Here is a 14,302-nt window from a genome sequence, read left to right as displayed (position 1 = left end):
ATATCATGATTTGCTTACATGGATGCGCGATGGAAATAAGTAATCGAGGTCAGCCGCTCTGTTCCGGCATCAAAGAAGAGCTTCAGCAGCGCTTCATCGCGCTCGTATACGATACCGTCCTCCGTCACGTAATCCGGTTCTCCCAATGCATCCTTCAAATGCTGTAAGGTAGCTGGAAGCAGCACATCGTCGATAAGCACCGCCTCTGCCCCTTCCGGAATCTCCACAAAATCGACAAACCCGTCATAGAAATAGACGTTCACATCCGGATAACGATACGTTTCCGACCCGCTCAAATGCGGGTCCCCGGTTATGCTCTCCGGGGCGCCGAGCTTACGGACAACGGCTGCCTGATCGTCGTAAAGGGAGACACGGTTAACGGTTAACAACGGAAGCTCCCGTTCAGCGGCAGGCTGCTCGCGTTCCGCCGATTGCTCCGTATCCGGCAGGACCGCCAATGAAGCATTTGATTGATCCGCAGCCGGCCTGACGACAGCTTCCGAAGACGGCGCGGGAGCTGCGCCCGTAAATTCCGTCAACGCTATTTGCGCTGAATCGCCTGAAACTGCATAAATGCTGCCGATCAGACAGCCGATCAAAATCAAATTTTTCATTGGAGGTCCCTCCTTCAGCCTTTTGCCTCGGTTCTAAAAGCTTATAGCTACATATACACCGTTTTCCCCCAATTGAAACAGCCGCAACCTTATACGATGAATTTTTTTTATTTCGTCTTTATTTCGTCGATATCATGATGACGCATAAGTCATCCTTATGCGCGCCTCCGGAATGCCGCTCGACCGCCCCCAGCACCGCTTCCTCCGGATCGATGCCGCTCTCATGCTTCAACCGGCCCAGCAGGTCCTTCAGCGCCGCTTCGTTATTTTCGCCCAAAGCATCCGGCAGGCCGTCCGTATACATGACGATTTTTACCGGTTCCTCGAAATCGATGACGCCTTTGCGGATCTCGATGTTCTCGAACAAGCCGATAGCGCAGCAGCCCTGCGTAAGCTGCATGGCCCGATCCCCGATCAGCACCTCGCCCGGCGGATGGCCGGCATTCACGTACTCGACCGTGCGGAGCTCGGTGTCCACCACAAGATAAATCGCAGTGAAATAATAATTCAACAGCTCTTCTTTCTTGTACAGCTGCTGCATATACCGGTTCAGCTCCTGCATAACAAGCTCCGGATCGGTAATGCGGGTAATCGTGTCCCGCAGTACTGAAGAAATATACATGCAGACAAGCGAGGAAGCAATACCATGCCCCATCATATCGAGCAAAATAATGCCGTAGCGATGGCTGTCAATCCGGTGCCATTCGTAAAAATCGCCGGCCAGCTCCGAGGTCGGCTTGTAGACCGCCTTGATCTCGATGTTCTCATCGCTGATCGGCCTGCTGAGCACGTTGCGCTGCACCTTCTTAGCAAGCTCCAGCTTGAACTTTATCCGCTTGTCCCGTTCCTTGTGCCAATCGATCTCCTTCTTCAAGCGAAGCGCCGACCTGATCCGGGCCAGAAGCTCCATCTTGTTGATCGGCTTCATGACATAGTCGCTCGCGCCCGCATCGAGCGCCTCGACCATTTTGCTGGAGTCCCCGACTGCGGTCACGAATATGATCGGAATGTCTTTGTACCGCTCGACCTGCAGTATTTTTTTGCAAGCCTCCAGCCCGTCAATTTCCGGCATCATCATATCCATAAGGATCAAATCGACGTTCGAATCGTTCAGCACCGGATTATCGATGTCCAGCAAGCTGTAAAGCTCCTGCGCCGAGGAAACGACCTTCAAATCCTGATAGCCCGCTTTATTTAAAATGGCTTTAATAATAAGCTGGTTCGTAGCATTGTCATCCACAATAATAATACTCATATTCAAGCTCCTTTGAATGCATCTGCTTCTCTATTTATTGTGAGCAAAGCGGTGCGGATAGTCAATCTCTAAAGAGGAAATGGGCCTACCCTCTCGGATAGGCCCTTATGCTTATCGCCGGCTTGCAATTGCTTCGGCTCATTAGACGATATAGTGCGGGTAATAGTAGACGGAAGGATCAAAGTCCTCGCCGCTGTACTCCTTGCCTCCCCAAGCGATGACCAGCACCTTGTCCTGATCCATCTCGCGCTCCAGCCGCTGAGCATCCCGCTCGGATATGCCAAGCGATCTCATTTTGGCGCGGAGCTCGTCCCCGCCCGAACGGAAAATATTCGCGATCGCCGTGCTCAGGCCTTCCTCTGCGACACCGATCTTCTCGGCGTCCGTATTTTCCGCGATCCGTTTTGTCCTGTCCTTGTCATGCGTCAGTACGAAAATCTGGTCTTTCGCATACCCTTCCGTCTGGAACTTGTACACTTGCTCTTGAACCTCGACTGCGTTATTCACCGTGTGCACCTTCGTATTCGTTGCGTTATTCATCGTAAATTCCTCCCATTCCTTATATTCTTAGAAAAAGTTAGTCCGGTCGTTAACTGACCCTTCTGCGTCCCATAATCAGCGAAACGATGAAGAGAATGACGAAAACGACAAACAAGATTTTCGCGACGCCCGCCAGAGCGGATGCAATGCCGAAAAATCCGAAAATACCGGCTACAAGGGCGAAGATGAAAAATAGTAAGGCCCAGCCTAGCATAGGAATCACCTTTCTTTCTGCTTTGTTTTGATGATCTGCCATGTAATTAACCGTCCATCCCCCCTTTGAAACACCGCCGGTCACGGATTTATGCACGATACAGGCCCCTGTACCCTGCTATTAATGAAGCGATTGCTCCCGGAAAGAAGAATTGTTTCAGATGCTCCGGAACTAGGTTAAGAGAGTACACCCACTTAAATATTCATTCAAATCGATTATAGAAAAGGCTGGTGAGATCGATGGAAAAGAAACGTATTCACGTTGGAGGCATCGATTTAGTCTATGAAGAGTGCGGGTGCAGCAACAAGGAAAAGGTTATCGTGCTGCTTCACGGCTTTTGCGGCTCTTCGTCATACTGGCAAAAAATATGCCCTGTGCTTAGCGATCAATACCGCGTCATTATTCCGAATCTGCGGGGGCACGGCGGCACCGGCAGTCCGGAAGGCATTTATACGATGGAGGTAATGGCCAAGGATATCGCAGCCCTGCTGGATGCGCTCGTGATCGAGAAAGTCGTCATGTTCGGCCACTCCCTGGGCGGCTATGTTACAGCCGCTTTCGCGGAAGCCTATCCGGACAGGCTGTCCGGCTTCGGGTTGATCCATTCCACCGTATTGCCCGATGACGAAACGGCGAAGGAGAAGAGATTGCGCGATATAGCCGACATTCGCGCAGGCGGGATTGAACCGTTCGTGAGGCGGCTCATTCCGAATCTGTTCAAGGAGGATAAAGTCGACGAAATGCAAGAAGAAGTCGAACCGCTCATCCGGATCGCCCAGCAGATGACGCCGGAGGCCGCTATTTCAACGATTGAAGGCATGATGCTCCGTACTGACAGGAGCAGGGTGCTGGCCGAAGCGAACTATCCCGTTCTGCTCGTTGCAGGCTCCGAGGATGGCGTCGTGAAGCCGGACGAAACGTTTACGGTAACGAACCTGTATGAGACGGAAACGACCTATAAGTATCCGCATATTTTGGAGACGACGTTCGAGGATGTCGCGCATATGAGCTTGGTGGAGGTATCCGATCAGCTTGCAAGGGTAATGTCCACTTATTTGAAAACCTTATACGAGCGCGAGGACAAACGTAAGGAAGGAAATACCGATGCAGCCTATGAGAAATATCCCCATTGCACCTAGTGAGATGTTTCACTGCCGTTCGGCCTGGTTAATGATGAGTAGGCAGATCGCCGCCTATCCATTACGGTCTGCCTCTCAATTAAGATCAATCGAACGGAGAGCGTGTCTGGCATGAAAGGGATCACATTATGGAAGCAGGCAAGCAAAATAAGCTGTAAACGCGATAACAGCTCCTTGCTGCTTATTTTATCGCTGATGAAACAGCTTGGAGCTTTGCCCGTCAGCGCAAAATAACGAAAAGACCGAAAGGGTTGCCCTTGACGCAGAATTCTGCCCGAGGGCAGCCCTTTCGGCATTTTTCGCTTCTCACTGCCATACTTGTATGGTAGTATATTAGTATGTTAGTAATAAGAAACAACGGAAAGGAAGGATGGCATGGACTTCGGCCTGCAGCCTCAGCCCGTTTCCACACGGGATGCAGTCTATATGGAGCTGAGAGAGCAAATCTTGACGCTGAAGCTTCCTCCCGGAACGCCGCTGTCCGAGAACGAAACCTCGGTTCAGTTCAAAGTCAGCCGGACTCCCGTACGGGAAAGCTTTTTGCGGCTGTCCCAGGAGGGGCTCGTCCACGTGCTTCCGCAGCGCGGCACCTTCGTATCGCTGATCGATACGGCGCTCGTCGAGGAAGCCCGGTTCATGAGGGAGCAACTCGAGAAAGCCGTCATTGCGCTCGCTTGCGTGCATTTTCCGGAACAGGCTTTGACCCGGCTGGAAATGAATTTGCTGCAGCAGCGGCTTTGCGTAGAAAAGCAGGATGATAAAAACATGTTCGAGCTTGACGAAGCGTTCCACAGAATCCTGTTCGACGGCTGCAGCAAAAGCGGGATCTGGTCGGTCATGCAGCAGATGAACGCCCACCTGAACCGCAGCCGCATGCTGCGTCTCGTGGACGACCATAACTGGGAGCATCTGTACGGGCAGCATCTTGGAATGGTTGAAGCGATTAAAACGAAGGATGCCGCCGGCGCGGAACGGCTGATGAAGGAACATTTGAGCTTGAACATTTCGGAGCAGGCCCTGCTTAAAGAGAAATACCCTGACTATTATAAATAGCGGCTACCCAAGGAGGCGCAAGGAAAGTGAAAATGACGTTCAGATGGTTCGGCGAGGGGAACGACACCGTTCCGCTCAGCTACATCAAACAAATACCTGGAGTCAGCGGCATCGTCTGGTCGCTTCACGACATGCCCGCGGGCGAAGAATGGCCGATGGACAAAATATTGGAGGTCAAGCGGCAGGCCGATGAGGCAGGCTTGAATATCGATGTCGTTGAAAGCGTTAACGTACATGAAGACATCAAGCTTGGTCTGCCTTCCCGCGATCTGTACATCGACAATTACAAGAAGACGATCGAGAAGCTCGGCAGCGTCGGCGCAAAAGTCATCTGCTATAACTTTATGCCGATCTTCGATTGGCTGCGGACCGACCTTCATAAGCCGTTAGGTGACGGCTCGACGGCGCTGTTCTATGAGAGCAGCCGGATTGCCGGCGCCGACCCGTTCAAGCTCGTGGAGCTGATCAACGCAGACTCCTCCTTTTCGATGCCGGGCTGGGAGCCGGAGCGCCTGCAGCATTTAACCTCTCTGTTCGAGTCCTATAAGGGCGTATCGGAGGAGCATATGTGGAAAAACCTTCGTTATTTCCTGAAAGAAATCATTCCGGTGGCAGAGAAGCATGGCATCCGGATGGCCATTCATCCGGACGATCCGCCATGGTCCGTGTTCGGCCTGCCGAGAATTATGACGTCGCAGGAAAATCTCCGCAAGCTTGTGAAGCTGCACGACAGCCCTTCCAACGGCATTACCTTGTGCAGCGGTTCGCTTGGCGCCAATCCCGCCAACGATATCGTGTCGATGATCCATGAATTCGGCGACCGCATTCCGTTTGCGCATATCCGTAACATCCGGGTATACGACAACGGCGATTTCATCGAAACGTCGCACCGCACGGAGGACGGCACCGTCGATATCGCCGGCATCGTCCGCGCGTACCACGAAATCGGCTTTACCGGCTATGCTAGGCCGGATCACGGCCGCCATATTTGGGACGAGAAATGCAGGCCGGGCTACGGTCTCTACGACCGCGCTCTCGGCATTATGTACCTGTGGGGATTATGGGACGCCAATCAGTTGGCAGCTAAGAAGGAGGCCGTACAATGAGTAATCTGCCGATCCATGAATCGATTGCCGGAAAAGTAGCCGTCGTAACCGGCGGAGCCGGCGTATTATGCCGCGTGATGGCGCTGGAGCTTGCCCGCCAGGGGGCGAAAATCGCCATCCTGAACCGTACGGCGGAGAAAGGCGAATCCGTTGCCGAAGAAATCCGCTCCGCCGGCGGAACCGCCATTGCAGTCGCTTGCGACGTCACGAGCGTGGAAAGCACGAAAGCCGCCGGCGACGCAGTGCTTGAGCAGCTGGGCCCTTGCGATATTCTGATTAACGGCGCGGGGGGCAACCATCCAAGCGCGAATACGACAAACGAAATTTTCAAGCCCGAGCATTTGCAGGACGACAAGATCACGACACTGTTCAATTTGAGTATCGAAGGCTTTCGTTACGTCATGGATTTGAATTTCGTCGGCACGCTTATACCGACGCAAATTTTCGCCGGGCAAATGCTTGGCCGCCCGGGCGCAATCGTCATCAACATCTCTTCCATGAGCGCCCCGTCGCCGATGACCAAGGTGCCGGCGTACAGCGCGGCAAAGGCCGCGGTGGAAAACTTCACCCAGTGGCTCGCGGTGCATCTTGCCGAATCCGGCATCCGGGTCAATGCGATTGCGCCGGGGTTTTTCCTGACGGAGCAAAACCGCAAGCTGCTTACAAACGAAGATGGCAGCCTGACCGAGCGCTCGCACAAAATCATTACCCATACGCCGATGCGCAGATTCGGCAAGCCGGAGGATTTGCTCGGCGCCCTGCTCTGGCTGGCCGACGAGAAGTCCGCGGGCTTCGTGACCGGAACGACGATACCGGTGGACGGCGGATTCCTGGCGTACGCCGGTGTATAAGCATACCGTTTATACCGTTACCTCCCATGAATGATAAGGCGGACATCGTGCCACCCTACTGATGGAAGGGAGGGGCATGCAGCTATGACGACATCCAAAAACCGCCGCGAAAACGCGTGGCATCAGCGCAAGCATACCCAGCAGCCGCACGGCAAGGTCAAATCGCTGGACGAGCTGAGCCGGGAATCCGACGGCTCGAAAGCAAAAGAGTAAATGGAATGTAACGGACATCATCTGTGCTTAGACTGACTAAGCAGCATGTGTCGGTGAGTAACGGACAGATAAACCGCTTAACTCAGATGGAATTGTTTCCTTTCTTTAGAAACATGCCTTTAAAGTGCTGAGATGACCATTAGAATGTGGAAATTGCACAATACGAAGTTTTAGTGTTTTTATTGTCCTTTAAAAAACGACTTTCACTTCCCTGTCCGGCGCGCGGTTTGAGACCGGGAGTATGTCCGGTCAAAAAGTAACGGCCTGTGACCTGCAGTTCCCGTATGGAACAACAGAGTCGCAGGCCAAATATATTTTTATTCAAGGTCGCTCGATGTCATTATGGCTAAGCTTGCTGTAGGCCGAATCGAACTCGGCCGCTGCCGTAAAGTCCAGCTCCGTCAAGCCCCCTGCATGCCAGGAAGTCATGCGCAGCGTCACCAGCTTATAGTCGATAGCGATAAATGGGTGATGATTAAGCCGCTCGGATGCCTGAGCAACCTCGTTTACGAAAGCGATTGCGTCCAAAAAGGCGACGAAGCGGTATTTTTTCACAATCCACTTGCCGTCCTCCAGCTTCCAGCCTCCGCTGGCTTCCACTCTCTCCAGGATCTCATAATCGTAAAGCTTCAATTTTCTATCCCCTTTCTGTTAAACAACCAGCATGCCGCCGGCAGCTCCTGCCAGCACAACCATCCACGGCGGCAGCTTCCAGATGGCGAGCATGAGGAACAGCACCGCCGCCAGAGCGAAATCGGCCGGGCCGGCTACCGAAGTCGTCCAGACCGGATCATACAGGGCCGCCAGCAAAATACCGACAACCGCCGCATTGACCCCCGTCAGAGCTCCTTGCGCCCATCGATTGTTCCGCAGCACACTCCAGAAAGGCAGCGCCCCGGCGACCAGCAAAAAGGCCGGCAGAAAAATGGCCGCAGTGGCGATCGCCGCTCCAGGCAGCCCGCCCGCCACCGTGCCGAGGTAAGCAGCAAAGGTAAACAAAGGGCCAGGAACCGCTTGTGCCGCGCCATAACCGGCAAGAAAATCCGTCTCGCTCACCCAGCCCCCGGGTACAAGCTCCCGCTCGAGCAGCGGCAGCACGACATGGCCTCCGCCGAAGACAAGCGATCCGGACCTGTAGAAGCTGTCGAAGAGCGCCAGCCAATCCGTCGCGAATAATCGGGTGAAAATGGGGAGTACTATCAATAAAAGAGCGAATAATAACAAGCATAGGACGGCAACCGTCCGGCTCACCGGAAAACGCAGCTCCGATGCATCAGGAATGTCGGACTTGCGGTACAGCCAGCAGCCGATTAGGCCGGCTAACGCCAGAAGCAGCACCTGCGTAAACGCCGTTTGCCATAATAGCGTTCCCGCTGCGGCCAACACCGCAATAGTCGCGAGGTTGCGTCCTTGCGCCAGCTTTTGGCCCATTCCTAGTACTGCATGCGCGACAATGGCAACGGCTGTCAGCTTCAGCCCGTGAATAAAGCCTGCGGTGCCGAGATCATAACCCTGCAGCAGGAGCGCGAACAAAATAAGCGCGATGGCCGACGGCATCGTAAAGCCGAGCCATGCGACGGCGCCGCCCCACACGCCGGCCCGGAGCATGCCGATGCCGATCCCTACTTGGCTGCTCGCGGGTCCGGGCAGAAATTGGCACAGCGCCACCAGCTCCGCATAGCTTCGCTCATCCAGCCACCCGCGGCGGCGGACGTATTCGTCGTGAAAGTAACCGAGGTGTGCGACCGGCCCTCCGAACGAGGTAAGCCCCAGCTTGGCCGAGACGCCCAGCACCTCCAGCAGTCTGGCCGTCTTGCCCGCCGGTCTTCTTTCCGCTTCAGTTTGGCGATTCATGAAAAGTACAAGCTCCTCTCCTGTTGGTATACTATGTTTTATGGTACATAAGATTGGTTAGCGTACGGAGCTAATCGGGTATATAGGCTGCTTAGATGGATTAAATGGATGTTATGCCCATATTTTTGCAAATGCAGAAAAACCTTAGATAATAACTGGATTTTGTGTATTTAATTCATATCGAATCATCCGAATTCGCCACTTTGTACAAATTAGATACAACAAATCCATTTATTATCCCAACTTCGAACAAACGAATAAAAATAAGGACATCAATTCCATTTATAGAGTTCAAAAGCGCACTCAACTTTAAAGCAATCCCTTACCGATCATGAGTTTTCAGCAAAGCCCGGGATAGATCCTGGCAGCGAGCCAAAATCATTTTCTTGAATTAGTGTAACGAAGCGCCGAAGCGGCAGACAAGTTAAACAATTGTAAAGCTGCGCCGACTGTTCAGCGCAGCTCGTACAGCTCCCTGACGTCGCAATGAAGCGTATCCGCAACGGAGATCGCCGTCTTTAGCGGCATGATGCGTTTGTTCTCGATATAATCATCGATCCGCTCCGGCTTCATAAGCAGCGCCGACGCCAGCTCCTGCCTGGACATGCCGCGTTCGGCAAGACGCTGTTCAAGCAGGCAGCCTCCAAGCTCCCTTTTCATCGTCCCCCGCCCTCCTGTGCTTTTATTGTCATTGTGAGCAGCTTGCCCCTTATTATCGTCCCAATAACACTCGTATCTTACTCCAAAATATAGCACACCCCGCGGCGCACTGAAAATAAGAACGGTTCAGACTGTGGAAAACAGCAAAAAAGGAAGCGCAAAAAAATGCGCCTCCCTCTCTCGGGCTCAGCCCGTTACCTTTTCCTTCGTATAGCGGTTAACCGGAATCGGCAGACCCAGATTGCCGCGGAGCGTATCGGTTTCATATTCCGTGCGGTAAATCCCGCGCTCCTGCAGGATCGGCACGACCAGATCGACGAAATCATTCAGCCAGCTCGGCACCGAGGAATGGATAATAAAGCCGTCGGCCGCTTCCTCCTCGTGCCATTGCTGGATCAGATCGGCGATTTTTTCCGGCGTGCCGATAAACGCGCCGCGCGGCGTCGCCGATTGAAGGGCAACCTGGCGAAGCGTAAGCCCCTGCTCCTTCGCCGTCTTCTTGATTTTGTCCGTCCCGCTGCGGAAGCTGTTGCTGCCGAGCTCCCCCAATTCCGGGAACGGCTCGTCAAGCGGATACTGGGAAAAGTCGTGGTGCTCAAAAAACCGGCCCAAGTAGTTCAGCGCATTTTCAATCGAAACCAGCTCGGCCAGCTCCTGATATTTCCATTCGGCTTCCTCCCCGGTCCGGCCGATAATCGGGCTGATGCCCGGCAGAATAACGATATCGTCGGCGGAGCGCCCTTCGGCGACCGCGCGGTCCTTCACGTCTTTATAAAAAGCTTTCGCCTCTTCAATCGTTTCATGTCCGGTAAATACCGCATCGGCCGCTTTACCAGCCAGCTTCTTGCCGCTCTCCGAGGAGCCCGCCTGAAAAATAACCGGATGCCCCTGCTTGGAACGGGCGATATTCAGCGGTCCCTGTACCGAGAAGTACTCTCCTTTATGATTAAGACGGTGCAGCTTCGACGGATCGAAGAAGACGCCTGACTCTTTGTCTCGGACGAACGCGTCATCCTCCCACGAATCCCATAATCCGCGCGTAACCTCCAAATACTCCTCCGCGATTTTATATCGCTCGTCATGCGTCGGATGTGAGGTTTTCCCATAGTTGGCCGCCGAGCCTTCCAGCGGAGAAGTGACCACGTTCCAGCCTCCCCGTCCGCCGCTTATATGGTCGAGAGACGCGAACTGCCGGGCAACGGTGAACGGCTCGCTGTAAGAGCTGGACAAGGTGCCGACTAACCCGATTTTCGAGGTGACGGCGGCCAGCGCCGATAAAATGGTCAGCGGCTCGAACCGGTTGAGAAAATGCGGAATCGATTTCTCGTTGATATACAGGCCGTCGGCGATAAACACCAGGTCGAACTTCCCTTTTTCCGCCGTTTGCGCCTGCTGCCGGTAGAAATCGAAGCTGACGCTTGCGTCCGCCGGCACCTCCGGATGCCGCCATCCCGAAATGTTGCCTCCCACCCCGTGGATGATAGCCCCGAATTTAAGCTGTTTGCGTTTTCCCATTTGTCACACTCTCCCCTATGATTGAATGCCGTATTTAGCCTTGCAGCAGAGCCGTTTCCTTCAATTGGAGCCGGTAGCTCTTGACGAGTTTATCCCCGTTCATAAATTCCTTATCGTACGCCCGCTCGAAGCCCAGCCGCTCGTAAAGCCGGACCGCCGAATCCATCATGTCCGAAGTATGGAGATGCAGGGTTTCCGCCCCCCACAGGCTTGCCAGCCTCGCGCTTGAACGGATAAGCTCCGTCGCCACGCCATGCCCGCGGGCCTGCCGCGCCACGGCAAGCAGACGGATGATCGGCGAATGAATCCCGAGATCGGGGAGGCCGTATGCCGCTTCGGAGTTATCGAAGAGGAACACGCTGCCGACTACCTCGCCGTCCAGCTCGGCAACAAGCTTTGCCTTCGTCTCCGAACCGTCAATGGATGCCAAAATACTTGCTTTGTACCCGTTCCACAATTCTTCGGATAACTCCGCTTCATATTGTCCATAGGCATCGAGCAGAACCTGTTTAAGAGCATCGCGGTCATCGGGCTTCGCTTCGCGTACGATTATTTGCCGGTTCGGCATCCTGACACCTGCTTTCCTGATCGATATTTTTTAGATGGTGCAGCTTGTATTGAACGAGTCCGTATTCCCCTGCTTGATCCGCCGGATTTGGGCCAGATGGGTCTGAACGTGCGCGACGAATGCCGGGACGATCCCGGCGACCGCGACGGGCTCGCCTTTGAAGTTAATGCCGGTTTTGTTCCAATCCTCATCCGTGAGGCGGTCAAACAGCAGGCCGTTATAGCCGGCAAGCGCCTTTGCGGCAGCGATAATATCTTGCGCGCGGCCGTCATTCGCCTTCTGTCCGGCTACCCATGCATCCTGATTGAATGCCGGGAGACGGGCCTCGGAGCCGGCCAATATTTCGCGGATCCGGAATGAGACCACGATGCTGTGGTCGGCAAGATGAGCGAGCACCTCGGTTACGCTCCATGAGGCGGGCGCAGCCTTCCACTTCAGCTGCTCCTCCGTCAGCCCTTCGATCTCCTTCTCAATTTCGTCGTACGCATGTAAATAAGTATTAATAATGGCTGCATTCCGGCTCATAACTGCTCCCCCTTATTATTAATGTCTTTCAACGCATCCTCGGCTAAGGAAGCGAAGAATGCGGCGGCGGCCGGCAGCGCGGCTTCGTCTAGATCAAAAGCCGGGTGATGCCATTCGTGCGGGCCGTCCGTCCCCATAAAAACAAATACCCCTTCGGTTTCCTTCAAATAAAAAGCAAAATCCTCGCCCGCCGGCGACGGCGCCGGCTCCACTGCGGTTAAACCAAGCTCAGAAGCTGCGCGCGCCGCAGCAGCCGCCCACTTCGCGTCGTTGACGACGGCCGGAGGGCCTTCCAGCCATTTGATCCGTGCCTCAGCGCCAAACGCCGCAGCCACGCTGCGCACCACCTGCTCGAAGCGGTCCCGCACCTTGATCCGCACCTCTTCGCTGAACGTCCGGATCGTTCCGTCGAACACCGCCTTCTCGCCAATGACGTTCCAGGCCGAGCCTGCATGAAGCCTCGTCACGCTGATTACGGCACTTTCAAGCGCGCCGACGTTACGGCTGACAACCGATTGGAGCGCCGTTATGATATGGGCTGCCGTTACGATCGGATCGATGCCGGCCTCCGGAACGGCGGCATGCGTGCCGCGCCCGAGCACCTCGACGACGAAGCCGTCGGCGGCGGCCATGACCGGACCGCTCTTCACGCCGACTGTGCCGACCGGCAGGTCCGGCTTGTTATGCATGCCGAAGACGGCCCGGACGCCTTTCAGCGCCCCGCTGTCTATCAGTTCCCTGGCGCCCTTTGCCTTCTCCTCAGCGGGCTGGAAAAGGAAACGAACGGTTCCCTGCAGTTCCCGCTCGCGCTCTTTGAGCAGGAAAGCGGTGCCGAGTACGGCGGCGGTATGGAAGTCGTGGCCGCAAGCATGCATCTTCCCCGCGAGCTTGGAAGCGAACGGGAGTCCCGTCTCTTCCTGAATCGGCAAGGCGTCGATATCCGCCCGGACCGCTACGACCGGTCCGCCGTTCAGCCCGCCAACCTCGGCAATTACGCCTGTCTTCAGGCCGTAATCCGCAATCCGGATGCCGGCTTCGGAAAGCCAGCGTTCAATAGAGGCCGTCGTTTCGTATTCTTCGTGCGACAGCTCCGGATGCTCGTGCAGCCTGCGGCGGATCTCCTTCAGGCGCTCCTTGATCGCCTCCGCCTTCGCGGACAGCCCGCTCATACCAGCTCCCCTTCGAACGCTTCCTTCAGCAGCTCGAACGAGCGAAGCCGCTTCCCGAAATCCGGCACGATCGTCGTGAAGATAAACTCGTCGGCCCCATAATGCTCTTTGATTTCCAGCAGCCGCTTCCGGACCTGTTCCTTCGTGCCCTTCGTAATGTCCGCTTCCCGCTCCTCTGCCGTAAACGCCTCGCCCGCCTGCCGGGCGAATTCCTCCGCTTGCTCCAGCGAGCCGACATTGACCGTCTTCCCGCTTGCCAGCGTAACCCTGACGCTTTTAAACTGACCCGCGAGCTTAGCCGCTTCCTCCTCGGTATCCGCCGCAATGACCGATAAAGCCAGGATGGTCTTCGGCTCCCTGCCATGCTCTCTGTTAAAGCGGCTGCGGTAGGTGTCAATCGCCTTGCGAGCCGTCTCCGGGTCGTTATTAATGAACAAGGCGAACGCGTACGGATAGCCCTTGGACGCTGCCAGCTCCGCGCTTGACACGCTTGTTCCGAGCAAATAAACATCCGCCGGCTGAACCGGTATAGGACTCGCCTGCAGCCCTACAAGCGGGTGCTCCAAGCCCGCCGGCCCGTGCAGCAGCTGCTCCAGCTCCGTCAGCTTCTCCTCAAGCGTCGCTTGCTCCGCCACTCCTTTCTGCAGCGCCTTCGTCGAACGCGGCAGACCGCCGGGGGCGCGTCCGATGCCAAGCTCTACGCGGCCGGGGGCCAGCGTGGCGAGCACGTTAAAGTTTTCCGCCACCTTATACGGGCTGTAATGCTGAAGCATGACGCCGCCTGAGCCGATACGGATCGTGTTCGTCTGTGCGAGCAAATACGCGATCAGCACCTCCGGCGAAGAGCCGGCCATACCCGGGGAATCATGGTGCTCCGACACCCAGAAGCGCTCGAAGCCGAGCTTCTCCGCCAGCTGTGCAAGCTTCACCGTATTGCCGAGCGCTTCCGCAGCCGTCTGGCCGGGAAAAATAATGCTTTGATCCAGAATGCCGAATTTGAATGACATCTCGTACCTCTCCTCTATC

17 protein-coding genes are annotated in these 14,302 nt (G+C 55.2%); 5 read left to right on the top strand and 12 right to left on the bottom strand.

All coding sequences use genetic code 11. The features are described 5' to 3' along the window. Positions 1-14 precede the first annotated feature (14 nt). From KP806_RS13340 to KP806_RS28000, 4 genes are all read right to left on the bottom strand, one after another. Positions 15-614 (bottom strand): hypothetical protein, encoded by a 600-nt coding sequence (locus KP806_RS13340; protein WP_224724184.1) that lies wholly within the window; start codon positions 612-614, stop codon positions 15-17. A gap of 118 nt (positions 615-732) precedes the next feature. Beyond that, positions 733-1,869, bottom strand: a complete 1,137-nt coding sequence (locus KP806_RS13335) for a SpoIIE family protein phosphatase (RefSeq protein ID WP_224724183.1) — start codon at positions 1,867-1,869, stop codon at positions 733-735. Between the two features lie 141 nt (positions 1,870-2,010). After that, a complete protein-coding gene (locus KP806_RS13330) occupies positions 2,011-2,409 on the bottom strand; it encodes a general stress protein (RefSeq protein WP_224724182.1) in 399 nt (132 codons plus the stop codon). Positions 2,410-2,458: 49 nt separating this feature from the next. Beyond that, positions 2,459-2,719 (bottom strand): DUF1328 domain-containing protein, encoded by a 261-nt coding sequence (locus KP806_RS28000; RefSeq protein ID WP_397376395.1) that lies wholly within the window; start codon positions 2,717-2,719, stop codon positions 2,459-2,461. Between the two features lie 143 nt (positions 2,720-2,862). Between KP806_RS28000 and KP806_RS13320 the strand changes: the two genes are divergently transcribed. The 5 genes from KP806_RS13320 (at position 2,863) to KP806_RS13300 (ending at position 6,985) form a co-directional block, all read left to right on the top strand. Further along, positions 2,863-3,762, top strand: coding sequence for an alpha/beta fold hydrolase (locus KP806_RS13320; RefSeq protein ID WP_224724181.1), 900 nt, complete (start codon positions 2,863-2,865; stop codon positions 3,760-3,762). Positions 3,763-4,137: 375 nt separating this feature from the next. After that, complete coding sequence (locus KP806_RS13315) at positions 4,138-4,815, top strand: GntR family transcriptional regulator (RefSeq protein WP_224724180.1); 678 nt, start codon at positions 4,138-4,140, stop codon at positions 4,813-4,815. A gap of 26 nt (positions 4,816-4,841) precedes the next feature. Next, on the top strand, positions 4,842-5,921 hold the full coding sequence (gene uxuA / locus KP806_RS13310; RefSeq protein ID WP_224724179.1) for a mannonate dehydratase: 1,080 nt from the start codon (positions 4,842-4,844) through the stop codon (positions 5,919-5,921). Then, entirely contained in the window at positions 5,918-6,772 is an 855-nt protein-coding gene (locus tag KP806_RS13305; RefSeq protein WP_224724178.1) for an SDR family oxidoreductase, read from the top strand. Before uxuA ends, KP806_RS13305 begins: the two co-directional genes overlap by 4 nt. 84 nt (positions 6,773-6,856) lie before the next feature. After that, entirely contained in the window at positions 6,857-6,985 is a 129-nt protein-coding gene (locus tag KP806_RS13300) for a DUF6254 family protein (RefSeq protein WP_224724177.1), read from the top strand. 321 nt (positions 6,986-7,306) lie between these two features. Here the strand turns inward: KP806_RS13300 and KP806_RS13295 are convergent, their stop codons facing one another. The 8 genes from KP806_RS13295 to KP806_RS13260 all read right to left on the bottom strand — a co-directional run bounded on the left by KP806_RS13295 (position 7,307) and on the right by KP806_RS13260 (position 14,283). After that, positions 7,307-7,618, bottom strand: coding sequence for a 4a-hydroxytetrahydrobiopterin dehydratase (locus KP806_RS13295; protein ID WP_224724176.1), 312 nt, complete (start codon positions 7,616-7,618; stop codon positions 7,307-7,309). A gap of 18 nt (positions 7,619-7,636) precedes the next feature. After that, complete coding sequence (locus tag KP806_RS13290; RefSeq protein WP_224724175.1) at positions 7,637-8,839, bottom strand: chromate transporter; 1,203 nt, start codon at positions 8,837-8,839, stop codon at positions 7,637-7,639. Positions 8,840-9,292: 453 nt separating this feature from the next. Further along, positions 9,293-9,499, bottom strand: a complete 207-nt coding sequence (locus tag KP806_RS13285) for a helix-turn-helix domain-containing protein (protein WP_224724174.1) — start codon at positions 9,497-9,499, stop codon at positions 9,293-9,295. Positions 9,500-9,685: 186 nt separating this feature from the next. Continuing rightward, on the bottom strand, positions 9,686-11,014 hold the full coding sequence (locus tag KP806_RS13280) for an LLM class flavin-dependent oxidoreductase (RefSeq protein WP_224724173.1): 1,329 nt from the start codon (positions 11,012-11,014) through the stop codon (positions 9,686-9,688). A 34-nt stretch (positions 11,015-11,048) separates the two neighbouring features. Next, positions 11,049-11,582: a GNAT family N-acetyltransferase gene (locus KP806_RS13275; protein WP_224724172.1), complete on the bottom strand. Its 534-nt coding sequence runs from the start codon at positions 11,580-11,582 to the stop codon at positions 11,049-11,051. A gap of 30 nt (positions 11,583-11,612) precedes the next feature. Further along, a complete protein-coding gene (locus tag KP806_RS13270) occupies positions 11,613-12,107 on the bottom strand; it encodes a DinB family protein (protein ID WP_224724171.1) in 495 nt (164 codons plus the stop codon). Next, entirely contained in the window at positions 12,104-13,276 is a 1,173-nt protein-coding gene (locus tag KP806_RS13265; RefSeq protein ID WP_224724170.1) for an amidohydrolase, read from the bottom strand. The genes KP806_RS13270 and KP806_RS13265 overlap by 4 nt, the downstream gene beginning before the upstream one ends. Then, positions 13,273-14,283, bottom strand: coding sequence for an LLM class flavin-dependent oxidoreductase (locus tag KP806_RS13260; RefSeq protein ID WP_224724169.1), 1,011 nt, complete (start codon positions 14,281-14,283; stop codon positions 13,273-13,275). Before KP806_RS13260 ends, KP806_RS13265 begins: the two co-directional genes overlap by 4 nt. Between the last annotated feature and the right edge of the window lie 19 nt (positions 14,284-14,302).

The organism is Paenibacillus vietnamensis (genome assembly GCF_020169515.1).
Taxonomy (GTDB): Bacteria; Bacillota; Bacilli; order Paenibacillales; family Paenibacillaceae; genus Pristimantibacillus; species Pristimantibacillus vietnamensis.
Note: the sequence above shows the minus strand (reverse complement) of the source record. Positions and strands in the feature narration are given on the sequence as shown.